Annotated in this window: 18 protein-coding genes and 2 pseudogenes; 10 read left to right on the top strand and 10 right to left on the bottom strand. The window is 68.6% G+C overall.

All coding sequences use genetic code 11. From position 1 onward, the window contains the following. Positions 1–263: 263 nt before the first annotated feature. From ACIBCU_RS24170 to ACIBCU_RS24185, 4 genes are read left to right on the top strand one after another with little or no spacing between them, the layout of a single operon-like run. On the top strand, positions 264–1,751 hold the full coding sequence (locus ACIBCU_RS24170; protein ID WP_399233829.1) for an ABC transporter substrate-binding protein: 1,488 nt from the start codon (positions 264–266) through the stop codon (positions 1,749–1,751). Continuing rightward, a complete protein-coding gene (locus tag ACIBCU_RS24175) occupies positions 1,748–3,493 on the top strand; it encodes an ABC transporter permease subunit (protein ID WP_362938930.1) in 1,746 nt (581 codons plus the stop codon). Before ACIBCU_RS24170 ends, ACIBCU_RS24175 begins: the two co-directional genes overlap by 4 nt. Continuing rightward, positions 3,483–4,442: an ABC transporter ATP-binding protein gene (locus tag ACIBCU_RS24180; RefSeq protein WP_362938927.1), complete on the top strand. Its 960-nt coding sequence runs from the start codon at positions 3,483–3,485 to the stop codon at positions 4,440–4,442. The genes ACIBCU_RS24175 and ACIBCU_RS24180 overlap by 11 nt, the downstream gene beginning before the upstream one ends. Next, the gene (locus ACIBCU_RS24185) at positions 4,439–5,119 is read left to right on the top strand and encodes a dipeptide/oligopeptide/nickel ABC transporter ATP-binding protein (protein WP_362938924.1); all 681 of its coding nucleotides are present in this window, start codon (positions 4,439–4,441) and stop codon (positions 5,117–5,119) included. Before ACIBCU_RS24180 ends, ACIBCU_RS24185 begins: the two co-directional genes overlap by 4 nt. A 269-nt stretch (positions 5,120–5,388) precedes the next feature. On the opposite strand, the gene ACIBCU_RS24190 is transcribed toward ACIBCU_RS24185, so the two are convergent. Then, positions 5,389–6,216, bottom strand: coding sequence for a glycoside hydrolase domain-containing protein (locus tag ACIBCU_RS24190; protein ID WP_362938921.1), 828 nt, complete (start codon positions 6,214–6,216; stop codon positions 5,389–5,391). 221 nt (positions 6,217–6,437) lie between these two features. Then, positions 6,438–8,567 (bottom strand): N-acetylmuramoyl-L-alanine amidase, encoded by a 2,130-nt coding sequence (locus ACIBCU_RS24195; protein WP_362938918.1) that lies wholly within the window; start codon positions 8,565–8,567, stop codon positions 6,438–6,440. A gap of 416 nt (positions 8,568–8,983) precedes the next feature. Here ACIBCU_RS24195 and ACIBCU_RS24200 point away from each other — a divergent pair. From ACIBCU_RS24200 to ACIBCU_RS24225, 6 genes and pseudogenes are all read left to right on the top strand, one after another. After that, a pseudogene (locus tag ACIBCU_RS24200) lies at positions 8,984–9,246 on the top strand (sugar phosphate nucleotidyltransferase); the annotation flags it as partial. Between the two features lie 212 nt (positions 9,247–9,458). Then, entirely contained in the window at positions 9,459–9,770 is a 312-nt protein-coding gene (locus ACIBCU_RS24205) for a hypothetical protein (protein WP_399233832.1), read from the top strand. Positions 9,771–9,856: 86 nt separating this feature from the next. Further along, entirely contained in the window at positions 9,857–12,751 is a 2,895-nt protein-coding gene (locus tag ACIBCU_RS24210; protein ID WP_399233834.1) for an AfsR/SARP family transcriptional regulator, read from the top strand. Between the two features lie 186 nt (positions 12,752–12,937). Then, positions 12,938–13,915, top strand: coding sequence for an alpha/beta hydrolase (locus ACIBCU_RS24215; protein WP_362938909.1), 978 nt, complete (start codon positions 12,938–12,940; stop codon positions 13,913–13,915). Positions 13,916–14,183: 268 nt separating this feature from the next. Further along, positions 14,184–14,393 (top strand): hypothetical protein, encoded by a 210-nt coding sequence (locus tag ACIBCU_RS24220; RefSeq protein WP_399233837.1) that lies wholly within the window; start codon positions 14,184–14,186, stop codon positions 14,391–14,393. 336 nt (positions 14,394–14,729) lie between these two features. Further along, complete coding sequence (locus ACIBCU_RS24225) at positions 14,730–15,710, top strand: helix-turn-helix domain-containing protein (protein WP_399233839.1); 981 nt, start codon at positions 14,730–14,732, stop codon at positions 15,708–15,710. 550 nt (positions 15,711–16,260) lie between these two features. Here ACIBCU_RS24225 and ACIBCU_RS24230 read toward each other — a convergent pair. The 8 genes and pseudogenes from ACIBCU_RS24230 to ACIBCU_RS24265 all read right to left on the bottom strand — a co-directional run bounded on the left by ACIBCU_RS24230 (position 16,261) and on the right by ACIBCU_RS24265 (position 24,372). Beyond that, positions 16,261–16,998, bottom strand: coding sequence for a YoaK family protein (locus ACIBCU_RS24230; RefSeq protein ID WP_362938905.1), 738 nt, complete (start codon positions 16,996–16,998; stop codon positions 16,261–16,263). A gap of 17 nt (positions 16,999–17,015) precedes the next feature. Beyond that, on the bottom strand, positions 17,016–17,513 hold the full coding sequence (locus ACIBCU_RS24235; protein ID WP_399233843.1) for a DoxX family protein: 498 nt from the start codon (positions 17,511–17,513) through the stop codon (positions 17,016–17,018). A 48-nt stretch (positions 17,514–17,561) separates the two neighbouring features. Next, a complete protein-coding gene (locus ACIBCU_RS24240; RefSeq protein WP_362938900.1) occupies positions 17,562–18,224 on the bottom strand; it encodes a hydrolase in 663 nt (220 codons plus the stop codon). Between the two features lie 243 nt (positions 18,225–18,467). Next, a pseudogene (locus tag ACIBCU_RS24245) lies at positions 18,468–19,278 on the bottom strand (amidohydrolase family protein); the annotation flags it as partial. Positions 19,279–19,964: 686 nt separating this feature from the next. Further along, positions 19,965–21,092: an MFS transporter gene (locus ACIBCU_RS24250; protein WP_362938897.1), complete on the bottom strand. Its 1,128-nt coding sequence runs from the start codon at positions 21,090–21,092 to the stop codon at positions 19,965–19,967. A gap of 522 nt (positions 21,093–21,614) precedes the next feature. Then, entirely contained in the window at positions 21,615–22,529 is a 915-nt protein-coding gene (locus ACIBCU_RS24255; RefSeq protein WP_399233933.1) for a hypothetical protein, read from the bottom strand. Between the two features lie 146 nt (positions 22,530–22,675). Then, entirely contained in the window at positions 22,676–23,290 is a 615-nt protein-coding gene (locus tag ACIBCU_RS24260; protein WP_399233846.1) for an FMN reductase, read from the bottom strand. Next, positions 23,287–24,372, bottom strand: a complete 1,086-nt coding sequence (locus tag ACIBCU_RS24265; RefSeq protein ID WP_362938891.1) for an LLM class flavin-dependent oxidoreductase — start codon at positions 24,370–24,372, stop codon at positions 23,287–23,289. Before ACIBCU_RS24265 ends, ACIBCU_RS24260 begins: the two co-directional genes overlap by 4 nt. Positions 24,373–24,703: the final 331 nt, after the last annotated feature.

Here is a 24,703-nt window from a genome sequence, read left to right on the forward strand (position 1 = left end):
ACGATCAGGCCGGTAGCGGTGTTTGAGGCCGACTGGTGGTCCTTGGGAACAAGTGGTTGGGGTTGACGTAGTCCGCCGCCTCGACGAGACCGCAGATGCGACCACGGCAAGGGCCGCCATCGACTGTGAGCCCCCCCTGAAGGTGGCGCCCTGCGAGCCGCCGCCTCCGCACCGGCAGACGGACCGTCTCTGAAAATGATTATCATCGTGCTACGGTCGTCGCACGCTCAACCTTTGACCTGTCTTTTACTCGGAGTGACCCCGTGCGCGTTCCGTCCCGCCCCCTGCTCTTCCCCGCGGTTCTCGCCGCCTCTGCCCTGCTCACCGGCTGCTTCGCGTCCACGGAAGCCACCGGCACCGACTCGGGCGAGCGCCTCCGTGTCGCGATGATGCAGCCGCCCCGCTCGGGCTTGTCTCCGCTCTCCGACGACGCGTTCAAACTGTCCCGTTGGTCCACGGCGGAGACGCTCGTGAGGCTGAACGCGGACGGTGACGCCGTGCCCGCGCTGGCCACCGGGTGGAAGCAGTCCGGCCGGAGCTGGACCTTCGCCCTCCGCGAGGACGTCACTTTCCACGACGGCACCGGGCTGACCGCTGAGGCCGTCGTCCGTTCCCTCACCACGGCCGCTGGTGCCTCCCCCAAGCCCCGCATACTTGACGGCGTCGAGCTGACCGTGGAGGAAGGGGGCACCGGAACCGTAATCGTCACGACCGCCGAGGAGGACCCTTTGGTCCCGCAGCGGCTCAGCTCCCCGCAGTTGTCGATCCTCTCGGCGAAGGCGTACGGAGGGAAGACGGTGAATCCGGTCGGCGCCGGCACCGGTCCCTTCGAGCTGACCAAGGTCAACGGCACCTCCTCCGCCGCGCTTAACCGCTACGACGACTACTGGGGCGGTACGGCCAAGGCTTCCGGCATCGACGTGACGTTCGTGCCCGACGGAACCGCGCGCGCAGCCGCCCTGCGCAGCGGCGAGGCCGACATCGTCGAGGCGGTGCCTGTCTCGCAGGCCGCGCTGCTGGACGAGGGCCTGATCACCGAGGTCCCGATGCCGCGCACCAACACGCTGTACCTCAACACGGCGAAGGGTGCCTTCAAGGACCCGACTCTGCGGGCGGCGGCCAGGGAGGCGATCGATGCCGAGTCGATCGTGAAGGGCGTGTACGAGGGGAGGGCCGACGTGGCCGAGGGGCTGCTCGGGCCCGCTCTGCCGTGGGCGGCCGACCTGCGCGAGCCGGCGCGGCGGGCGAAGGCGGGGGATCCGGCGGGCAAGAGCATCACCATCGGTACGTTCACCGACCGGGCGGAACTGCCCGAGGTGGCCGCCGCGCTGCAACAGCAACTGACGAAGGCGGGGTTCCAGGTGAAGCTGGAGGTCCGCGAGTACGCCAACATCGAGTCCGACGCCCTGGCGGGCGCGTTCGACGCGTTCATCCTCTCCCGGGCCACTGTCCTCGATTCCGGCGACCCGGCCGCGTACCTGTACAGCGACTTCGCCTCCGACGGTTCGTTCAACATCCCCCAACTCGCCGACCCGGCCGTCGACAAGGCCCTGAAGAAGGCGGGCTCGACGCCGACCGGTGACGCCCGCCGCCGAGCCGTCGTCGACGCCGAAGCCGCCGTGCTCGCCACTGACGCAGCCGTGCCGTTGCTCCACGAGCGCGTGATCCAGGGCGACGCCGCCGACGTGGTCGGCGCGGCCCACGACCCGCGCGAGCGGGAACTGGTCACGCTCGACACCCACGTCAGGTGAGGCGGGCCTCGGCGGGGGTGACCCGCGCTGTCTGCCTCGTCGCCGCACTGGCCGCCGTCGGTCTGCTGCCCTGGCTCTCCGGCCGGGACCCCGCCCTGACGGTACTGCGCGCCCGGTCCGCCGAACAGGAGCCGACCGAGGAGGCTCTGTCCGCGATCCGCCGCGACCTCGGTCTGGACGCAGGACCGCTCTCCTTGCTCGGCGACTGGGCCACCGGGCTGCTGCGCGGCGACTTCGGGACCTCCTGGGTGTCGGGGACGGACATCCTGCCGTCCGTCGTCTCCGGGCTCCAGGTGTCGCTGGGCCTGATGGCCGCCGCGCTGTCCGTGGCGGTGCTGCTGGCTGTGGCCCTGGTAGCGCCCGTACTGGTGCGGGGGCGGGGGTCGGCGGGGGCGTTCGCCGCCATGGCCGCCGCCGTGCCGGAGTTTCTCCTGGCCACCGTGGCGCTGCTGGTGTGCGGAGTATGGCTGGGGTGGCTGCCTACGTCCGGCTGGCAGGGGCCCGAGCACCTGGTCCTGCCCGCCCTCGCGCTCGGCGTCCCCGCGGGCGGCCTGCTCGGGCGGCTCGTCGCGGACGCGCTGCCCGCCGTACTGGACGAACGATGGGTGGAGCTGTGGCAGGGAGCGGGAGTGAGCCGCACCCGTGTCTCGCTCGCCGCGCTCCGTCGCGTACTGCCGCCGCTGATACCACAGTTCGGGATGGTCGCCGTCGGCCTGACGGGCGGTGCGGTCGCGGTGGAAACCGTCTTCGCGGTTCCCGGCATCGGACGTACCGCGCTGGGTGCGGCCAAGTCGCAGGACCTGCCGCTGCTCCAGGGAGCCGTCCTCGCCCTGCTCGCCCTGGGCCTGGTCACCGGCGCGCTGGCCGCCCTCATACGACGCCGGCTGCTGGGCCCCGCCCTGCGCGACGCCGGGCTCTCGCTGCCGCCGGCCCGCCCTGTCCGGGCGCACCCGGCGATCCCGGCTCTCCTCGGGATCCTGCTGCTGACCGCGATCGGCTGGGGTCTGCTCCGCGACCCGTACGCTGTCGACACCACGGCTCGGCTGGCCCCGCCCTCCTGGGCGAACCCGATGGGCACCGACGGGCTCGGCCGCGACGTGCTGGCCCGGCTCGGCCACGGAGCCGCCTCAACAGTCGGCACGGCGGCGGCCGTGTGCCTGCTGAGCCTAGTGATCGCACTGGCCCTCGGCTTCCTGCCCGGCATCGCGGCGGGCGCGGCCGACATCGCCAACGCGCTGCCGCCCGTGATCGTCGGCATCCTGGTCGCCGCGGCGGCCGGCCCCGGCACCGGCGGAGCGGCCCTCGCGGTCGCGCTGATCTCCTGGCCACCCCTGGCTGCACATGCGGCGGCGCTGGTGCAGGAGGTACGGGCGTCGGCGTTCCTGACCGCCCAACGCGCCATAGGCGCACCACCGCTGTGGATCCTCACCCGGCACGTCCTGCCGTCCGTCGCCGCCCCGGTCGCCCGCCACGCCCTGCTCCGGCTGCCCGGCATCGCCCTCGCCCTGGCCTCCCTGGGATTCCTCGGCCTCGGCGCCCAGCCACCCGCCCCCGAGTGGGGTCTGCTCCTCGACGAGTCCCGCGCCTACGTGGAACGCGCCCCCTGGGCGGCCCTCGCCCCGGCCGCCGCACTGGCCCTGCTGGCGGGGTTGGCCGTGACGGGCGCGGCATACGCGCAGGGCCGGGGAGTCCGGCGCGCAGCCGGCACCGCTACACGAAAGGAGACGGTCCATGCCGTCTGAAGCGCTGCTGCTGGTCCGTGATCTACGGATCGCGTTCGGCGCGGTTGAGGCGGTGCGCGGACTGACCTTCGACGTCCGCCCGCGCGAGGTGTTCGCCCTCGTCGGGGAGTCCGGCGCGGGCAAGTCCCTCACCGCCCGGGCGCTGCTCGGCATGGGGCCGCGCGGCGCGACCGTCGGCGGCAGCGTCCGGTTGCGGGACTCCGCGGATCTCGCCGCCGAACGCGGACGCCGGATCACCCTCGTCCCCCAGGACGCCCTGTCCGCCCTCTCCCCCGCCCACCCTGTCGGCGACCAGATCGCCGCCGCCGTACGGTCGGTGCGGCACCTGTCCCGCAGGGAGGCGCGCGCCCTGGCCGTGGCGGCACTGGACCGGGTCGGCATCCCGGACGCCGCACGCCGGGCACGGGCCTACCCCCATGAATACTCGGGCGGAATGCGGCAACGCGCGGTGATCGCCATGGCGACGGTCAACGAGCCCGACGTCGTCGTCGCGGACGAGCCGACCACCGCGCTGGACGAGGAGCGCCGCGAACAGGTGCTGCGGGTGCTCGCCGAACAACGGGAGGCGGTCGGTGCCGCACTGGTCCTCGTCACCCACGACCTGGACGTCGTACGGGCCCACGCGGACCGCGTACTGGTGATGTACGCGGGCCGGGCGGCCGAACTGGGCCAGGTCCAACAGGTCCTGGGCCGTCCGCGCGCCCCGTACACCGCGGGCCTGCTGGCCTCGCTCCCGCAGGACGGTCCCCGGCGCCGCCGGCTGCCGGTGCTCCCCGGCATCCCGCCCGCGCCGGACGCCCTGGGGCCGGGCTGCGCCTTCGCGCCACGCTGTCCCCTCGCAACGGACCTGTGCCGCAGCCGCGAACCCGAACCAGTCCCCGTGGACGGACGCCTGGTCGCCTGTCATCGCGCCGCCGACGTGCCCGACCCTCTCCGGGAGTTCGTGTGAACCACCCCCTGCTGGACGTCCACGACCTCGTCGTCCGCTACGGCCCGGTGACCGCCGTGGACCACGTCTCGTTCGCACTGGACGCCGGCGAGACCCTCGCCCTCAACGGCCCCTCAGGATGCGGCAAGTCCTCCACGGCCCTCGCTGTACTCCAGCTACGCCGGCCCGACGCCGGGACGGTCCGCTTCGAGGGGCGGGAACTGACACCCCTGACGGAACGCGAACTGCGCCCGCTGCGCCCATGCATGCAACCGGTCTTCCAGGACCCCTACGGCTCCCTCAGCCCACGCCACCGCGTCCGCGACGCGGTGGCCGAGCCGCTGAAGGTGCACGGCAAGTGGGACCCGGCCGAAGGGCCCGCCCGTGTGGCCGAGCTGCTCGACCGGGTCGGGCTCGACCCGTCGTGCGGGGACCGGCGCCCGCACGAACTCTCCGGCGGCCAGTGCCAGCGGGCCGGAATCGCCCGCGCCCTCGCCTCCGGACCGCGACTGCTCGTCCTCGACGAACCGGTGTCGGCACTCGACGCCTCCGTGCGGGCCGGCGTGCTGAACCTGCTCGCCGACCTCCAGGACGAGCTGAGCCTCGGCTACTTGTTCATCTGCCATGACCGGTCGGTCGTACGGCACTTCGCGGACCGCGTGATCGAGATGCGGGACGGGCGCATCGTCCCCACCTGACAACTGGGATGACGCCGGCTGGACGGACGGCGGCGCATGGGTTCTCCTGGGCGCTGAAAACACGCTGCGCCGCGTTCCCCTCCTTCGCCGGGTAGGCCCTGCACCAGGGAGGCCACATGATCACGCGTCGCTGGGACGCCGGAACTCGTGGCGGCTCCCCGGGGTGCTGAAGGGGCGCACAGGGCAACGCACCCCTGTCGGCGGACCCGTCAGTTTGGATCTTCACCAGTGTGTGCGGTGATCTGTCGCCGACGGGCCTTCCCAGCGTCTCAGCCGATGATCGCGACTGGGGCGTCCCAGGCGTTGCGGTCGACGGTGATGGTGTAGGCGCCTCGCTTTTCCTTGCTGTTGACCATGTACTGGTGGGCGCGGCTGTGGTTGGTGTACTGGGCGGGGTTCCACGGCCAGTCCGTGGTGGTGGTGTTTTTCTTGTCCCACAGTGCGTACCAGAGGTTTCCGGGCAGGTCCGTCTTGTTCGTGGCGGTGGCGATGGCCTTGGCGCTGGAGCTGCTGAAGCCGTACAAGCCGCCACGGTAGGTCGCGTTGCGCAGCGTCTTGGTGAAGGAGCGCACGTAGGTCAGGGTGGCGTCGTTGCACGCCTTGTCGGTGATGTCGTACGACTCCATGTTCAGGTAGATCGGGCTGCCGGCTTTCATCCCGAGGGCTGACGCCTTGGCCACCGCGTCCTTCGCGTTACTCGCACCGACGGAGGCAGCCGTGGAAGCGGTGAACCTCTCCGGGTTCGCGCTCTTCTGGCAGGGCGGCTGGGCACCGACGTAGAGCGGGATGATCTTCCAACCACTGGAGCTGACCGATTTCACCCACGGTTTGGTCAGGTTCGGCTGGGCACAGCCGCGGTTCTTGCCACCGATGTAGACCGCGACGCCGCCGTAGAATCCCGTGTTCCAGGCTTTCATCGCAGCAAGCGAGGGTGCCGTGCACGTGTCGAAGGCGCGGCCGGTGTAGGTCTTCTGTGCGGGCCAGGCGGTGGCCGCCATTGATGTCTGTGCGGCGATTCCAGCACCTGCGACGACGGCAGCGCCCGCCGTCGCCCAAGCAACGTAGCGGCCCTTCTTGGACAGCCGGTGACTGGACAAATTCCCACCCCATTCATAGTGCGGCACACGGCCGCATCCTGACGAGCCTGCAGAGACTGCATGGCCACGCTGTATCACTCCACCGGACGGGCGAGCGCCTGAGCACACATGGCGGTGCCTTCGAGCCGGAGGTCACTCGTCGTAACCCGTGCGCCGGGCCCCCAGCCTGCGCCTTCCGGCGTCGGCCGCGGGGCCCTCACCTGCGCAGCGGAGTACTGGGCCTACTTGAGATAGACGAGGCCGTCGGTCGTGATGGCCGGGCGGCCGGAAGTACCGACCACGGTGATCTTGATGGTGTGCTTCGCACTGCTGGTCCATGTCTTGGTCCACAGTGCGTCGCGGTACTTGGTGGTGGCCGACTTGAGATCGACGGTCGCTGCCTTGGCGCCGTCGACGTAGATGTACGCCTGTCCGGACGTCGAGGCGCGCGAGACGACCCAGGCGGCTGACCGGCCGGTGAACGTCCAGGTCAGCGAGGCGTTCTTGGAGGAGCTGCCGTAGGATTTCCCGCCCAAGTAGCTGCTCGACGACTTGATCGTCCATGTACCGGACTTGGTGGCCGCGCTCTCCTGAAGGATCACCGGGGTGGCGGAGCCGGCGGCTGAGGTGGTGTTCCCGGCGTAGTCGTGGGCCGTCAGCTTCCATGCCGTGGCGGTGGCGGACTTCGCCGTGTGTGAGGCGCTGGTCGTGGTCGGTCCGTAGGTCTTGGCCAGCGGGGAAGTCAGCCGCACTTCTTTGAGGGCTGCGCTGTCGGTGGCCTTCCAGCTCAGCTTCACGGGAACGGCGGCGGTGTTCACGGTGCCGCTTCGGAGGCTCAGGGTGGGCTTGGTGGTGAAGGTGGGGGCGGTGGTCTCTGCTACAACGGTTGCCGCTGCGCTGGTCGTTGTGCTGCCGGAGAGGTGGGTGGCGCGTACGGCCACGGTGTGGGTTCCGAGGCCGAGTGCAGTGGTGGCCGAGGTGGCCGTGCCGGCGATGGTGACCACCGGTTTCCCGTCGACCAGCAACGCGTACTGCTTGACCAGTACGGCCGGGGTGGTGGTGGACCAGTTCACAGTGATTGCCGACTTGGTGTAGTACTTCCCGCCCGAGGCGCCGGTGCCGGTGAGGGACTTGACGGTCAGGCCGGTGACCGGCCCGGCTGCCAAGGTGCGGATGGTAGCGAGCTGGTTGTAGAACGCATTGCCGGGGCACTGCGTGTTGTATCCGTCCCGGTGACCATGGATGACCGGGAATGAGAGCTGCGCGCCCTTGGCCCAGCTCTTGCGGAAGTAGTTGGTGCCCGCGTCACCTGCGGTCAGCGTGGTGGTGCCCGCGGGGTTCACGCCGTACTGTCCCAGTTTCCATGCGGCGATCCGGGCGACGGAGAGCAGCGCGGCCTGCGCGGGCGCGGTGTCGGTATAGGTGCCGAGTACGGAGATTCCGACGGTCTCGGCATTGAAGCCGTAGGCGTGGGCTCCCTGGACGGGGCGGTCCACACCACCCTTGCGGCCCTCGTAGATGGTGCCGCACTTGTCGACGAGGAAGTTGTATCCGACGTCTTTCCAGCCGAGTTGCTTGACGTGGTAGGCGTAGATGCCGCGCACCACTGCCGGCGCCTGTGCGCACGTGTAGGTGTTGGACTCAGCGGTGTGGTGGACCACCACCGCCTTGATCTTGCCGCCAGGCAGATAGCCCGGTTCCTCCGGGCTGATCGATTCATCAGCACCCCAGCCGGCGCGCGAGGTGATGGGCGGCCGGGGCATGGTGCTGGGCGGGGCCGGGGGACCCGTGTCGGTCGGAGTGGGAGTTGCGGTGGCGGACGAGGACGTCGACGCGGACGGTGTGCCCGGCTCGGTGGGGGTAGGTTCGGAGACGGAGGGCGAATCGCTTACCGACGGCTCCGCGGACGGCTCCTGGCCGGCGGTGTCCTGAGGGCTCGGGGAGGCGCTGGACTGCGGCTCAGTGGGATCCGCCGGCGCGCTGGTCGGACCGCCTGTCTCATCGACGGCGAAGGCAGCGGGCTCGATGCCATTCGCATCGCCGGCTCCCGGATCGATCATGTCCAGCCGTAGCCCAGCAGGCAGCACGGCGGATGTTTCCCCGTTCGAGACCACCCGGGCCTCGACCCCGTCCGACGGCCCCACCCAGGCGGGTTCCGTGCCCCCGCGGGCAGCACCGTTCTCCCCTTGTCCGCTGTCGCCGTCCAGCCGCAGCCACGGCGACCACTTGCCCGTCTTCTGACTGCGGGTACGGATTTCCACCGTGCCCGTCACACGGGCGCCGGGGTCCGTCCACGTCACCCCCAGGACGCTGAACTGCTTCGCGTCGCGGCGTGCCAGCGAAGCACGGGTCCCGTCCTCAGCAGTTCGCATCCCCGCGGTGGACGCGTGAGCCATGACCGGCTTCGATTCGTCCTTCGTGTCAACGCCGACATCCGCGCCGCCGGTTGCCCCTTGGAAAAGCAGGACCCCGGTCAGCCCCGTCACCACGGCGGCAGCTGTGCCCCATATCCGATGCCGCTTCACGCAGCCCCACCCCTTGTTCCGTCACCCTGCAACCCCATGTGGGACACATACTTCACAGGTTCCGCTAGAACGTACACCGTCAACTGACCCGAACATTTGATTGACTCGAAAGATTGGGTGTTATTTCACAGAAGCGGGGTAGGCGAATCAATTTGGCCGGATCCAAGTGACGTAGTCCACATCACCCTGCGCCACCCCTCTGTCACCTTCAGGTGCAGCTGCCCGCCACCGCCGGACAGACCGCCACGGTCCTCAACACCGACGGCGTCCCGGTCGTCAAGGAGGACATGGGGGACGGGACGCTGCGGATCACCGGGCTGGTGGAGAAGCCCAGGCCGGCAGACGCGCCGTCCGAGTACGCCGCCATCGGCGGATACGTCGTCACCCCCGGCATCATCGACGAACTGCGAGAACAGACCCGCTGCTGGTACGCCGCTGGGGATCCGACCGTGGAGGTGTACCTCACGACGCCATCAACGCCTACGCAGCGACCCGCGCGGCCTACGGCCAGGTCATCCAGGGCCGCTGACGGGGAACCCTGCCGCATGAGCCTCGGCACATCCGACATGGCCAGACCGGCCGAGGAATGGGGCGCGGACCAGCGGAACACCGACTGAGCCTGAAGTTCTGCGAAGCGCAGGGCGCCCGTCGTGCCGACTCCATGGATCTCACCGCCAAGGGCAGCACGCTGTGGGCGGGTGCGATCGCAGGAAGGTGTTACAGGAACACGGACCGCATGTGGTGCCGTTGCGGCCCGAAGCGGAGGGCGGCCCCCACAGGCTTCACTGCGGCCTTGAGATCATCGACGTCTTCGGCGACCACTCTCCGGAGGAGACGGGCGATCGGCCTTTGGCTGCGGCAGGCGGGGAATCCCACCGGGCCCGGGGGAAGCCGCCGGCGGGGTACCGCGGGGCCTCTGCCGGGTTCCCGAGGGGGAGCATCACCGGCCGGCAGCTCGTGCTGGACATGCTCGACGAACTGGGGACCGGACCGGACATGACCAAGGTGCGGAACGAACTGGACGTTATGAAGGTGGAGACGTTCTACTGACCCCCTGGTCGCCCACTGTCACGGCCACGCCAGCGGCAGGCCTGGCCGTGCTGCGTGTGTCGGCGCCTTAAGCGGTTCCCGGGTCTGTGGCAGCACGAAGCGATACGGAGCTGGATGTGGTGATGCGGTTCGAGGTTCTGGGTCCCTTGCGCGCCTGGGACGGGGACAGGGAACTTGACCTGGGTTTTCCTCAGCAGCGTGCCCTGCTGAGCATGCTGCTCGCTCAAGCGGGACGGCCCGTAGGCACGAGCACGATCATCGACGCGCTCTGGGGAGAGGACCCGCCGGACAGCGCGGTGAACATGGTGCGTCGCTACGTCGGTGAGCTGCGGCGCCTGCTGGAGCCCGGGCTTGTGCCCCGGGCGCCCGGACGGCGGCTCAACCGTCGCGCGGGCGGCTACGTGCTGCAGGTGGAGCAGGAGGAATTCGACCTCTTGGAGTTCCGAGGTCTCACCGAACGTGGCACACGAGCGGTGGCCACGGGCAGGACCGAGGAGGCGGTCAGCCACTTCATCAAGGCGCTGCGCCTGTGGCAGGGAGAGGTGGCCATGGGGATTCCTGCTTCGGTGCGGGCCCATGCCGTCTTCAGCTCCATCGAGCGCGAACTCGTGCGCACGGCACAGTTGGCTGCCGACGCGGCACTGCTGTGCGACCGGGCGGACGACGTCCTGCCCTGGTTGCGTCGGGCCGTCGCCCTGGATCCGCTGAACGAGCCGTTGCACGCCAGAGTCGTCATGACGCTGGCAGCCGCCGGGTTCCAGGCAGAGGCGCTGGTGGCGTTCGAGGAGATCAGGCATCGTCTGCTCGCGGAACTGGGTGTCTCCCCGGGTCCTGAGCTGAGCGACGCCCACCTGCAGGTACTCCGTCAGCAGCGGCCACCGTCCGGTGAGCATGCTTCGGAAGCACCAGAGGCGCCAGAGGCCGGCAAGGAAGTGGCGGAGGTCGTGGTGCGTCCGGCGCAGCTGCCTGCCGATCTGGGTGCCTTCGTGGGGAGACGGGCGGAGCTCAGCCGTCTGGGGGAGATCACCCACAAGGTGTCGGCCGGGCCGGGTGCACCTGTCGCGGTTCTGATCAGCGGCATGGCCGGCGTCGGGAAGACCACTCTGGCGGTGAAGTGGGCCGGTCAGGTGGCGGATCAGTTCCCGGACGGCCAGTTCTACGTGGACCTGCGGGGCTTCGATCCTGCCAGAAATCCGATGCCGCCCCTGGAAGCGCTGCGCCACATGCTGGAAGGGCTGGGCATCCCGGCGGAGCGCATACCCAGGGGCATCGACGCGCGAGCGGGTTTGTTCCGCAGCCTGCTGAACGGCCGGCGGGTCCTCGTTGTCCTGGACAACGCTTGGGAGACCGGCCAGGTACGCCCCTTGCTGGCCTCGTCAGCGGGTTGCCTCACGCTCATCACCAGCCGTAGCGCACTGCCGGGGCTGACCACCGCGGGCGTCCTTCCGCTGCCGTTGGATCTGCCCTCGTTCGTAGATGCCCACGCGTCGTTGGTTCTGCGCGCCGGCGCCGAGCGGCTGGCCTCCGACCCGCAAGCCGCTGCCGAGATCATCACGCAGTGCGGACGCCTGCCGCTGGCCCTGGCCATCGTGGCGGCTCGGGCCCAAAGGCATCAGCATTTCCCGCTGGCGGCCATCGCTGCCGAACTGCGGGACACTCAGAGCAGCCTGGACGCGCTTTCCAGCAGCGATCCCACGACTGATGCCCGTGCGGCCTTCACCTGCTCCTATCAGCTCCTGCCGCCCGACGGCGCCCGATTGTTCCGGTTTCTGTCCCTGCACCCGGGACCCAGCATCGAGGCACGGGCTGCCGCCGCTCTGACAGCCCTCCCCGTCGGCAGGGCCCGCCTCATGCTCGCCGAACTCGCCGACGCACACCTCCTCAACGAAGTAATGCCAGGCCGCTACGCGCTGCACCATCTCCTGCGCACATTTGGCATCGAACTCACCGCCACACACGACACTCCGGCCGAACGCCAGGCCGCGCAGTTGCGGATGCTCGATCACTATCTCCATACCGCCTATTCCGCAGACCGAGTACTTGGATCGCAGCAGAACCGTCTGGACTTGTCTCCGGCCCAGCCCGACTCCGTTCCGGGGCATTTCACCGACCGCCCCACTGCCTTGGCTTGGTTCACCGGCGAGCGCGACGTACTGGCAGCGGTGATCCCACACGCCGTGGACGCCGATTTCTTCACCCACGCCTGGCAACTTCCCTGCTGTTTGCAAACATTCCTGTACAGTCAAGGGCGCTTGGAGCTATGGGCAGCAACTCAGCGCACTGCCGTCGAGGCCGCACGCCTGGACGGCAGCCTGATCGGGCAGATAACCACTCTTCGCAAACTGGCCCAAGCCCTCGCAGAAATGAAACAGTTCGACGAGGCTCGTAAGAATCTTGACCTGGCCTTTGTTGCCACCCGAGCACTGGGTGATCGGAACGAGCAGGCGCTCACTCATTCAGCGATGAGCTTTCTCCTTCAGGCACAGGGCAGCCACTACGACGCACTCAGTCATGCCGAGGCGGCGATACACCTGTTCCGTCAGACCGGCCTCCGTTCTGCGGAAACAGGCCAGCTCAGTGCTATAGCCTGGATCCATGCCAGTCTCGGGAACCATGCAGAGGCAATCAAGTGGTCCCATCGCACTATCGGCTTGGCGCAAAGGTTCGGTCAGCCCGCGAGGGAAGCCGGGGCTTGGGACACCATGGCATTGGCCTACCTGGGGCTGGGCGATTTCCATCAAGCGATCAGCTGCTGCCATCGGGCTCTGAAAGCGCTTCCCTACGGGGAACACTTTCACCAAGCAACTGTCCGGGAGCGCCTGGGCGATGCATACGAAGGCGCTGGCGATCATCCCGCCGCCCGCTCCGCGTGGCAGCAGTCGGCAACCTTGCATGAACAGCTCGAACGACCGGAAGAGGCAGATCGCCTCAAGGCCAAACTGGACGGATCTACGACGAGTGGACAGAACGACTTGGCGTGAGCGGCGGAAAGCAGGCGTACGCCGATTCGGCTTGGAATCCCAGTGCACCAAGAAACCACATGTGTGCACTCTCGGACTATGTCTCCAGCTCTGTGCGGCCCTAGCGTGTGCGCGGCACTCCCGCGCCCCGCCAGGGCTGGCTGACCGCCGGAGTTGCCGCCCCCACGCAACCAAGGAGCACATCAGATGTCTGACGTATCCGGCTGTCTCGTCGCTCCAGTCCTTGAGGCCGTGGCAGCCCTGTTCGCCAGGGCGACGGCAAACTCGCCGTTCCTGTTCGAGCTGTCGCCCTCCGAAGGGCGCTTGGCGATCGAGGAGGCTCAGTCGGGTGATGACGTCCGCGAGTTGGCGGTGGACGAGGAGTGGGTCTCTGTTACTGGCGGCCCCACGGGCGGCGTCCGGGCGCGGATCGTTCGTCCCGCCGGCGCTGAGGGCACCCTGCCGGTCGTCCTCTACATCCATGGCACCGGCTGGGTGTTCGGCAGCGCCCGCACCCACGACCGCCTGGTCCGCGAGATCGCCGTCGGCGCCGACACGGCCGTCGTCTTCCCCGAGTACGATCTCTCGCCCGAGGCCCGGTACCCCGTCGCCATCGAGCAGAACTACGCGGTCGCCGAGTGGATCGTCGAGCAGGGCGCGTCCAGGGGCCTCGACGCCACGCGCCTCGCGGTGGCCGGTGACTCGGTCGGCGGCAACATGACCGCCGCCTTGACTCTGATGGCCAAGGAGCGCGGCGATGTCCCCTTGGTCCAACAGGTGCTGTTCTACCCGGTCACCGACGCGAACTTCGGCACCAGCTCCTACCACCAGTTCGCCGAGGGCTACTTCCTGCGCCGCGACGGGATGCAGTGGTTCTGGGACCAGTACACGACCGATGAGGCCGAGCGCGCCCAGATCACCGCCTCCCCCCTGCGCGCCACCAGCGAGCAGCTCACCGGGCTGCCCCCGGCGCTGGTCATCACCGGCGAGGCCGACGTCCTGCGCGACGAGGGCGAGGCCTACGCCAACAAGCTCCGCCAGGCCGGCGTCCCCGTCACCGCCGTCCGCTTCCAGGGAATCATCCACGACTTCGTGATGCTCAACGCCCTGCGCCCCACCCACGCCGCCCAGGCCGCCATCACACTCGCCACCGGCATCCTGCGCACCGCCCTGCACACCACCTGAACCACCCTCGCAGCCACTGCGGCCGACTCCGGGCCGAAGGCACGGGGTCGACCGCCGACGCAAGATGCCAACTCTGTCCCTTGGCCGACTTCGGGCCACGATGAGGATGACGGCGAAGTGCAGTGCCGCATGTAGGCGATGGTGAGTTTGTCGATTCGCACGGCCGGGCCGCGCCGCTGCATGCCGGACTGGGCTGGTGGGATGTGGATGTGCCTGGCGACAGACGCGCCCGCGGGCCGAATCAGCGCTGCGTAGCTTACTGATCGCCTTGCGCGCGCTGCTTGAGGACCGAATGGTCCTCAAGCAGTCAGGCAGTGGCGCTGTGGACGCGCTCGCCGGCCCGTACCGCAGTCTGACGACCGGCCGACGAGTTCTCGTACTCCTCGACGACTTCGCCGACACCGAGCAGGTCACCGTGCTGCCTGTCTCGCCGGGCAGCGCGGCGCTGGTCTCCAGCCGCAACCCACTCCGCGCCTGATCGCTTCGGGAACCGAGCCGTTGCCCCTGGAACTGCCGCCCCGGCCGCCCAAGCCTCGCTCGCCCTGCGCTCGGCTCCGAGCGTGTGGCCACCGAGCCGAAGCAGCCCACGAGATCATCGCCCGCCGCTGCTGCCGACGCCGTCAGCCGTCCTCGGAGCCCGAGGCAGCGAAGCTCCGTCACTCATTTTTCACTTCTTTTACACACCTGCCGACCTACGCTCCCGGCGAAGTGGATGGCCATCTGTTCGGGCCGACCGCGGAAATCCGCGACGCAGGGGATTCCCCACGCTCGACCCTGTCGCCGCTTCACATGACAAGTTCGGAGGCGACAACAGATGCTGTTCAGTACCAGCACCCCCGAGGCCCTGGGCGGCGCGACGGGTTCACCACAGCCGCCGCTGCGGCAGGACCAAGTGTGCCGGATGCCCATGGGCCTCGACATCGTCGTAACGGACGAGGCGCCTGCACAGTTGCTTCAGGAGAGGCGGCCGCACCCGGAGCAGGGCGCGCTGGGCGGTGGTCCAGGCCCCCAGCAATGCCCCCAGCGGTTCATCGCCCGTGACAGCGGCGACTATCTCTTCGTGGGTGTCCGAGGAGGCCGTGGCGCACCCTTCGTGCAGGATGCCGCGGATATCTTCCTCAGCCCGGGAGATCTCTGCTTCTACGACGCACACCATCCGCCGGCGCTGGACTTTCCCGAGCGCTGCCGCGCGAAGGTGTTCCTCGTCCCGCGTGAACTGCTCAGGCTCGAGGAGTCCGACGTGCACCAGCTCGCGAGGTCTCCTGTCACGCGTACCTCCTCGCTGGGCACATTGTTGTCGCCCCTCCTGTCCGACCTGGCGGACACTGCTTCGGCGGCCCAGCCGCCGCTCGGTGCGAAGCTCGCCCTGTATGCCGTGAACCTGCTGGCCACCCTCGCGACGGAGCAACTGATCAGCGAGGCGACGGTAACGCCCGACGCACAGTCGCCGTTGGTACCGAGGATCCTGGAGTTCATTGATCTGCATCTGGCCGACACAGATCTGACTCCCCAAGTGATCGCCAAAGCCCACCATATTTCGGTGCGGTACCTGCACAAGATCTTCAAGAACGAAGGCAGAACGGTCGGCCAATGTATCCGGCACCGCCGCCTGGAGGAATGCAGACGCGACCTGACGCTTCGTGCTCGGGGGAACCGGACCATCGCGGCGGTAGCCGGTCGCTGGGGCTTCACGAGTGCCACCCACTTCAGCCGGGTTTTCCGGGCAGCTTATGGTGTGTCTCCCCGCGAATGGCGGGACACCGCGCTCTGCGGTACACAAGTCGGCCACGGTTGATTCGCGGACCAAGATCTCTGGGAGACCCAGCACTCCAGCGCGGTTACGGGTTGTGTCCGACGGTTTCGCGACTGAGCGGCATCGGTGGTGGCGGCGCCCGGCTGTTACCTGGTGGCTGCACCATCCGCTGGTCCGGAGGAGGCCAACGCGGTTACGCCCTCACCGATTCGGTCGGGCTCCGCACTATCCGCACGGGCGTATAGGGCGGCAGTCGCGCATGACCCGCGCTGGACGCGTCTGCCGTGAGCCTGCGAATCCAACTCGGAGACTCGGTTGGGTCTGTTCACGAATGGGGACCGTTTCGGAGGCGGTTGGCCGACGGCCGGCGGGGCTTCGGGGCCGGCTGTCCTCCGACGAGGACCTGTGGCTCCAGTCCGTTCAGCTCGAACCGGCAGAATTCGGATCGACTCGATCCCCATCGCTCCCCCACCTCCCGAGCCACCATCACTGCCCCGGGGGCCTCAGGGGAACGGGAGGTATCCGTGATGGCGGCGCGTCCGGGTGAGAGCGCAGGGCTCTCACCCCGAGCCACTCCGAGCGAGCGTCGAGTTCAGGACTGCGGCTTCGTCCAGTCGGCGTTCGACACCGAGAGGCGGTACGCGGTCAGGGACGTCGCCGCGAGCAACGCCACCACGAGGCCCAGGGTGAGGGCGAGTCTGCTGCCCAGCAGGAGCTCGGCACCGACCAGGGCTCCGAGGAATATGGCCAGTACGGAGAGGATCCGCCGACCCGGCCGCGGTGCCGACCCGCCGGCCGCGGTGGAGTCCGCAGCCAGTCCCGTCAGGGTCAGGGTCAGTACGGTCGTGGTCAGGTCCGGGACGCCTAGGCGCCGGGCGGCCGCGTTCTGCAGACCCATCGCGAGGCCGAGGAGCACGATCAGGGTGTATCGGACTCCCGCGTTCACCTCGCCGTGCGAGGCCGCTGCCGTGATGGCGGCCGCAGCGACGAGCACCGTCTCCAGTGCCGCGGTGATGGCCAGCAGCCGCCCGCGGTGTACCGCGCACCGGTTGGTGAACCGCCCTCCGACCAGCGCGCCGGCCAGGAACGCGGCCATGGAGACGATGGAAGCGAGTGCGGACAGGCCGTCGGCGCCTGCCAGAGCGAACCCCAGGAAGACCACGTTGCCGGTCATGTTGGCGACGAAGACGTGCCCGAGGCCCAGATAGCTGACGGCGTCGACCAGACCGGTCGCCACCGTCAGCACCAGCATGAGTGGTGGCAGTGGGCCGTGTCTGTCCCCCTTGGGCGGGGCCAGCGTGTGGGCGGCGTCAGTCAGCAGTTTGTGCATACGGAGTTGTTCCTTACTCAGACAGAGGGGCGTTGCAGCACAGCGCGGGTGAGCAGTCCGCTGGCCGGGCCGAGCACGATGGCCATGACGGACACCCACAGGGGCCAGGAGGGCAGCCCGAGCGCGTGGTCGAGCGACCGGCGGCCGGGGCCGGTGAGTGCCAGCACCGTTGAGATGGCGACGAGGACCATCGGGTACTCGTAGCCGTCGTTCTGGACCCAGAGCCCTCTGTGCCATTTGACGGTGCCGGCCACTGTCATCACGCCCATGGCGGCCATGGCCGCCATGGGCGCCATGGGCGTGAGCAGGCCGACCGCCAGGAACAGGCCGGCACCGATCTGGCTGCTGCCCGCGGCGAGCGCGGTGAGTCTGCCACCACGGAAGCCGTCGTGGCGGAACTCCTCGGATCCACCCGCCAAGCCGTTGCCGCCGAGCCGGAAGCTGACTTTTTGCACTCCGTGGCCGGCGATGAGGAGGCCCGCCACCAGCCGGAGGACCAACAGTCCGGTGTCCATCGTGTTCCTGCCTGTTCCTGGCGTGTCGTCGGTACTCAGGTGAAGAGGTCAGCCGGCTGCGTGGGCGCCGATGACGGCCTGCGCGTAGACGAGGCCAAGGCCATAGGCACCGCCGTGCTCCTTCACCACTTCGGTCACGGGGACGTACGTCTCCGTCCGCGCCCAGTCACGCTGGAGCTCAAGGAGCACCTGCACCCAGGTCACGGGAATGGCGCCTCCCTGCACCATGCGCTGGATGGCGTGCTCGTGCGCCTGCGGGCTGACGCCGCCGGACGCGTCCGTGACGACGTAGACCTCGTACCCCTGGGAGATGGCGGACAGTGCGGGCAGTACGACGCAGACCTCGGTCCACAGCCCGGCGATGACGAGCTTCTTGCGGCCGGTCGCCTTGACGGCCTCGACGAAGTCGACGTCCTCCCAGGCGTTCATCGTGCTGCGGTCGATGATCTCCTGGCCGGGGAAGACATCGGCCAGCTGCGGCATGATCGGACCGGAGAAGGACTCGGCGGCAACGGTGCTCAGAACCACCGGAACGCCGAACACCCTGGCCGACTTGGCCAGGCCCAACGTCGAGTTGATGATGGCGGTCCGGTCGCCGCTCCCGGTACCGAAGAACATCTGCGGCTGGTGGTCCACGAACAGCACAGCGCAGTTTTCGGGGGTCAGCAGGTCGGGGCTGGGGGCTGCGGTGACCTCGGAGATGTTGACCATGAGAGTGCCTTTCCATGCGTGATGTGATCGCGGACGTTCGTCCGCTGCTGAGCGCGGCCGTCCGTCGGACGGCGCGAGGGTGGTATCCCGGGAGAGGCGGCTCGTGGCCGGGCCTCCCCCGGGAGTTCAGAGCGAGAAGCAGGGGTCGAAGACCGCGCTCTCGGTGGGCGGAGCCATGCCGCGTCGGACGCGCCACTGTCGGTGCTGCTCGGACTCCGCTGCGGCCTGTCCGAGCGATTCGGCCGCAGCCAGCTTCTCGAACACCGCAAGATCGCGGCGGATGGTGTCGTCGTAGGTGGCATGCAGCCGAAACTCCCAGCCGTTCTCCATAATCCGCCGGCCGCGTCGATCGCCGACGTGATCCCGAACCTGTTCAACTCCCGCAGGAAATGGCGGGTGGAGATCTTCTTGTCCTCGTCCTGGAGCACCGGGGCACTGGCCAGAGTCGAGTAGAGGATCAGAGCGCTCGGGGCGGCGAGCAGCATGCCCGTGGGCTCACCGTCCCTGCCTCGGTACGGGTCGGGGGCGTCCTTGGTGTATCCGGCGGCTTTGAGCGGCTCGGTTGAGCACCGCCGACTGGTACAGGTGCAGCACGAACACCGGGGTCTCCGGCGCGGCGGCATTCAACTCGGCGACGGACGGTAGCCGCCGTTCGACGAACTGCTCGGCCGACCAACTCCCCACCACCCGAACCCACTGGCCCTTCGGCGTACGGGCCACCTGTTCACGCAGCATCGCCAGGCCTTGGCGTAGCGTGCGGACGCCGTCCCAGCGCAGCTCCAGCACGTAGTTGAAGGCCACCCCGGATGACGTGCAGGTAGGAATCGTTGAGGCCGGGGATCACCCGGCCGCCGAGAGCATCGACCACCTTCGTGGCCGCGCCGACATGGGCCGCCACGTCCTTGTCGTCACCGACCACCGTGATGACGCCGTCGCGGACGGCGATCGCCTCGGCCTGCGGGCGGCGAGGTTCTCCCGTATGGATCTTCGCGTTGCGGACGATCAGGTCTGCAGCATTGTCCGTGGCGCTGGGTATCAGCCCACCGACCGGCATCGAGGACACCTTTCGACAACCTCCTGCGGGATGAGAACTTCGATAGGGACGGAAGCGACAGCAGCGGGCGGGACCGAACCGGAGAGCATCGGATCGCTCTGCCCCCGGTCATTCGGGCTGCGTTCCCGGCAAGCGATCCGTTTCGATGCACAAACCCGGACCGGGGCACCCCGAAACTGCTTCGCCGCCAGGCTATTTGGGGCCGAAGAACCTTTGTGGCCCGACAGCGCACTGCGCTGTCACCGACAGCGCACTGGCCCCCATTCCCCTGCGCTGTCAGGTCGGCACCCGTGAACTGGTGGTCAATCTCCGGCCCTTTCAGGGATTTGGAAGTCATCTCATCGGAATCTCAGGGGCCAACCTGCACGACAGTCAGGCCCCTGGTCCCCTGGTGTACTGCCGCCACACCTGGCTGCGCCCCAAGTGCCGGCATGCAGCTGTGGCGGACAGGTTGTCGTCGGGCTCTCAGATGGCCGACTCCTCAACCCGGCTCGACTGCACGGCGCGTGGGGGTTCACGTGTCCAGGCGATTGCCCGGGCGTGTACGAAGCGTGGCGGCAGCCGCGGGCAGCAGCTGGCGCGGGGCGACCCAGATGCCCGGCAGCTCAGAACCGCTCTGGCTTGCCGGGGACGGATTCGCCTGCCTTTCGGAGAGGGCATTGAGGTAGGGGCAGTTACACCTGCGCTCAGGGCTTACCCCTCAACTCGGTGAGGCGGCGGGACCACACGGCATGGCTGCCAACCGCGAGGACGGCGAGCACCACAGTGGCCACACATGTCGCCCCGAAGACCGGTCCATAGCCGTGGCGAGTCAGCCCCGCGGTGAGACCGGTCGCGGCGGAACTTCCGAGGAAAACGGAACAGACGAACACCGATACTGCCGTCGCCCGCGCAGTCGGCGCGACATCGGTGGCCCATCCCTGAAGCGACGAGTGAAGGAAGGCATTGGACGCGCCGATGAGCACTGCGGTGAACGTCAGAACCACAACAGCCTGAGAAAGGCTCGCCAGGAGAAAGGCGACGAAGAGTGTGGTGCTGCCCATGGCGATCATCACGGTCCGCCCGACGCGCGCCACTGTTCTTCTGGCCAGATAGGCGCCGCCGATGATCCCCACACCGTACGTAGCGCCAAGGGCCCCTGCCAGTTCGGTGGACAAACCGTCCCGCTCCAGCGCAGGGACGATGTAGGTGAGAATGCCGAGCAGGATCGCCCCCTCGAGCATCCCGAGCCCGTAGGTCCACAGGGGCCAGGCGGTGAAAGCACTACGGACATCGTGGCGTACGCCGCCTCCGACGGGAAGCCGGACACGTCGCAGCAGCACCAGGAAGGCTGCGGCCCCCACAGCAGTCACAGCGAAGACGACACGCCAGTCCACCCAGACGGCCAGGGCCCCGGCTGCCAGTGTCGCAACCGTCGTCCCCAGAGCGGTGAAGGTCTGGAGATTGGATATCTCGCGGGCCCTGGCCGGGCCGGCGAAGGTGTCGCCGACGATGGTCAGCATGCTCGGGAACAGTGACCCGACGAAAAGGCCCGTCACGGCTCGGGCCACCAGAAGTTCGTTGAAGCCCGGGGCGGCGACGCTGGCGGCGCTGCCGAGCAGGGTGCCCACCAGAGCCAGCCGCAGGACCCTCAGGCGGCCGAGACGATCACTGAGCAGACCCCATATCGGCTGCCCCAACGCATACAGCAGGACATAGACCGTCACCAATTGCACTGCGCTGTAGAGCGACACCCTCTCGTCCTTGACGATCAGTACGAGCATCGGCGCGGTCGCGAACCGGTCGTAGAAGGAGAGGAAGCCAGTGGCACGCATGAGGGGCGCAGGGAGGATGGCTGCCGGAGGATGTCGCGACGCCCCTGGGCGAGTGGGCGGCCCGAGGACTGCGTCGGCGTCGGCGTCTGGATGCACGGCCCTCCGGTCCTCCGGTTCACCGTGCAGCGGGTAGACGTCGGACATGGCTCACGCAGCCTCTCGGAGTGTGATGGACGGGTGGACCGTCACGGTCGTACACGCTGCCGGGAACGGGTCACTCTGCCCTGCCGGCAGCGTGTGCATGCTGTACAGCCGGTCTGCGGCCCGGCCGAGCCGCAGAGCAGCCGTCGACGTCCGATCCGGCAGGGCAAGACCTTGCTCGTGCGGAGCGGCGTCCGCAATGGGCTCAGGGCAGCGCCCGAGGCAGCGCCGCCTTGAGCGAACTCGTTCCGACAACGCAGCGAGGTGCCGTAGCTGTCGTCGTGCGCCCGCCAGGGATTACGGGAGCTCTTAGCCACGGCTGCGGACATCGGGTGTGCGGCGGGCAACTTGTGCCGGGGCGAACCGCTGCCGCCGCCGCTCCTATTGGCCGGGGGTGATCCGGGCGGCCAGGATGTTGGGGTCGCTATTGGTGAAGTAGGCGCCGCTGGCGATGTAGGCCGTGCTGCCTCGTACGGCGAGAGATGTGGGGTTCTCCAGTCCGTCGGCGCCGGTCATCACTACGGTGTGGCTACCGTCCGGCCTGACCAGGGCCACTTCGTTGTCCGCGTTGATCGCGGCCAGCAGCGAGTTGCCGCCGCCCGTGAACGCGAAGTCGTCGATGTTGACGAGGCCTGTGGCCCGGGTATCTATCGGGCCGGCAGTACGGTTCCGGGCGATCGGGATGCGCAGCACAGTGCCCTTGTCCAGGTTGGACACCCAGGCCGCCCCCTTGTGGATCTTGATGCCATTGGCACCCAGGAACCCTGCGGGGGCCAACTCGGGCGCCGTGGCCCATGCGGTGGGCCTGCCCCCGGTCATCGGAATGCGCCAGACGGTGCCCAGCACCGAGTCGGCCGCGTAGAGCAGACCGTTCTTCTCGTCGAGGGCCAGGCCGTTCGGCAGTCCCTCGGCCGGCAGCGCGGCGATGCGCTTCGGGGTGCCCCCCGGGCGCAGCCGCCACAGACCGGTCAGGTCGCTGCTGCCGGTCGCGTACAGGAAGTACAGCGCCCCGTCGTGAGCACGGACGATTCCGCCGAGGAACGGCGACGACAACGCGGGGGTGATGGCGCCCGCCGGAGGCTCCGGCAGAGTCGCGAGGATGTGCACCCGGCCGTTGGGGCTGATACGAGCGACCTGACGGCTGTAAGCGAAGGTGACGTCCGCGCCGCCCCCGGGTTCCAAAATGATGTTCTCCGGCCGCTGTCCGGCAGCCATGTCCAGATGCCACACGAAGCGGCTGTCTGCGACCGACACGGCGGCGGCGGGCGCTGAGCCTGCGGTAGTCACGGTGATCATCGTCGCGGCAGTCATGGCCAGGAGGCCGGTTCGCGTCCACATGGTGATTCTCATGATGGGCTTTCACTTTCAGTAGGAGGCAGATATCGCCATCGGAAAAGTTGGGGGGAGAGCTCCGGCGCAAACAAATGCAGCGTCATTCCGACTCAGTCGAAGCGCAGGTCGGAGAGCTGCCGTTCGAGCGCGGTGATGTCGTCCTGGGGTGCCTCCCCGACCGGGCGGGCGGTCATCAGGGCGGCCAGCTCGCCGGCCGCCCGCCGTATGCGTACGGGCAGTCCTTCGCTGTAGTCGTCACCGCCGGATCCCCAGTCCTCGGACGCCGCGTACACCGCGGTGGATACGACGACGGCGCGCAGGTAGGCGAAGAGCGGGCGCAGGGCGTGCTCGAGAACCAGGGAGTGGCGCGCCGTGCCCCCCGTCGCCGCGACGAGGACTGGCTTCCCGGTGAGAGCGTCCGGGTCGATCAGATCGAAGAAGGACTTGAACAGTCCGCTGTAGGAGGCGGTGAACACGGGGGTCACGGCGATCAGGCCGTGTGCACCCGTCACCGCGTCGATCGCGGCGGCCAGTGGGGGCGACGGGAAGCCCGTCAGAAGGTTGTTGGCCACGGCGACGCCCAGTTCCCGCAACTCGATGACGTCGACCCGCACGTCGTGACCCTGCTCGGTGAGGTCGGCGCGGGCCGACTCGGCGAGTCGGTCGGCGAGCAGGCGTGTGGAGGACGGGGTGCTCAGCCCTGCCGACACGACGACGAGGTTCATGCGACGGACACCTCCTGAACCGTCCGCAGCGACTCGTGGGTGGGAGCGTCCGGCACGTCGGCCGGGCGGCCGGCCGCGAACTCCTTCCGCAGCACAGGCACCACCTCCTCGCCGAGGATGTCGATCTGCTCCAGTACGGTCTTCAGGGGCAGACCTGCGTGGTCCATCAGGTACAGCTGCCGCTGGTAGTCGCCGACGGTCTCACGGAAGGAGAGTGTCCGCTCGATGACCTGTTGGGGAGAGCCCACCGTCAGCGGAGTCTGCTCGGTGAACTCCTCCAGCGAGGGCCCGTGCCCGTAGACGGGCGCGTTGTCGAAGTACGGGCGGAACTCTCGTACGGCGTCCTGCGAGTTCTTCCGCATGAACACCTGTCCGCCGAGGCCGACGATGGCCTCCTCGGGACGGCCGTGGCCGTGGTGGTCGTAGCGTCGCCGGTACAGCTGGACCATCCGCCTCGTGTGCTCGATGGGCCAGAAGATGTTGTTGTGGAAAAAGCCGTCGCCGTAGTAAGCCGCCTGCTCAGCGATCTCGGGCGAGCGGATCGAGCCGTGCCATACGAAGGGCGGTACGCCGTCCATCGGCCGGGGCGTGGACGTGAATCCCTGCAGGGGCGTGCGGAATGTGCCCTCCCAGTCCACCACGTCCTCCCGCCACAGCCGGCGCAGCAGCGCGTAGTTCTCCTTGGCGAGGTCGAGGCCTCTCCGGATGTCCTGGCCGAACCACGGATACACCGGGCCGGTATTGCCGCGCCCCAGCATCAGGTCGACCCGACCGTCGGCCAGGTGCTGCAGCATCGCGTAGTCCTCGGCGATCTTCACCGGGTCGTTGGTGGTGATCAGCGTCGTGGCAGTGGAGAGGATCAGCTTCTCGGTACGAGCGGCGATGTAGCCGAGCATCGTGGTCGGCGACGACGGCACGAACGGCGGATTGTGGTGCTCACCGGTCGCGAAGACATCCAGTCCGACCTCCTCCGCCTTCAGCGCGATGGCGACCATCGCCTTGATGCGTTCGCGTTCTGACGGGGTACGGCTGTTGGTCGGATCAGGGGTCACGTCCCCCACCGAGAAAATTCCGAACTGCATGCGCGCTCCTCGTTCCAGCGACCGTGTGAACTCCGGAAATATAGGCACCGGTCGGACGGCCGTCGTGCCTGTGCGTGCAAGGGGGCTTGCCCGTCAGCGCCTTCTCACGGCCCGCACGGTGAACCGCCGGCTGTTCGAAAGGGGAAGCAACACCGTGACTCCCTGCAAGCGCAGGGCCGGGACGCAACCTTGCGCTGTCGGCCGCAGGGCCCCGCGGGGACAGCGGAACGGGCTGTCCGCGATAAGGGCAGTGCTGTGCGCGGTGGGTCAAGTCCCGCACCCTCAATTCCGGCCGCCCTCGGCGGCCGTGCCCTCGGCGACAAGCTTGTGT

The sequence above is a fragment of the Streptomyces sp. NPDC051064 genome (genome assembly GCF_044455985.1).
Classification (GTDB): Bacteria; Actinomycetota; Actinomycetes; order Streptomycetales; family Streptomycetaceae; genus Streptomyces.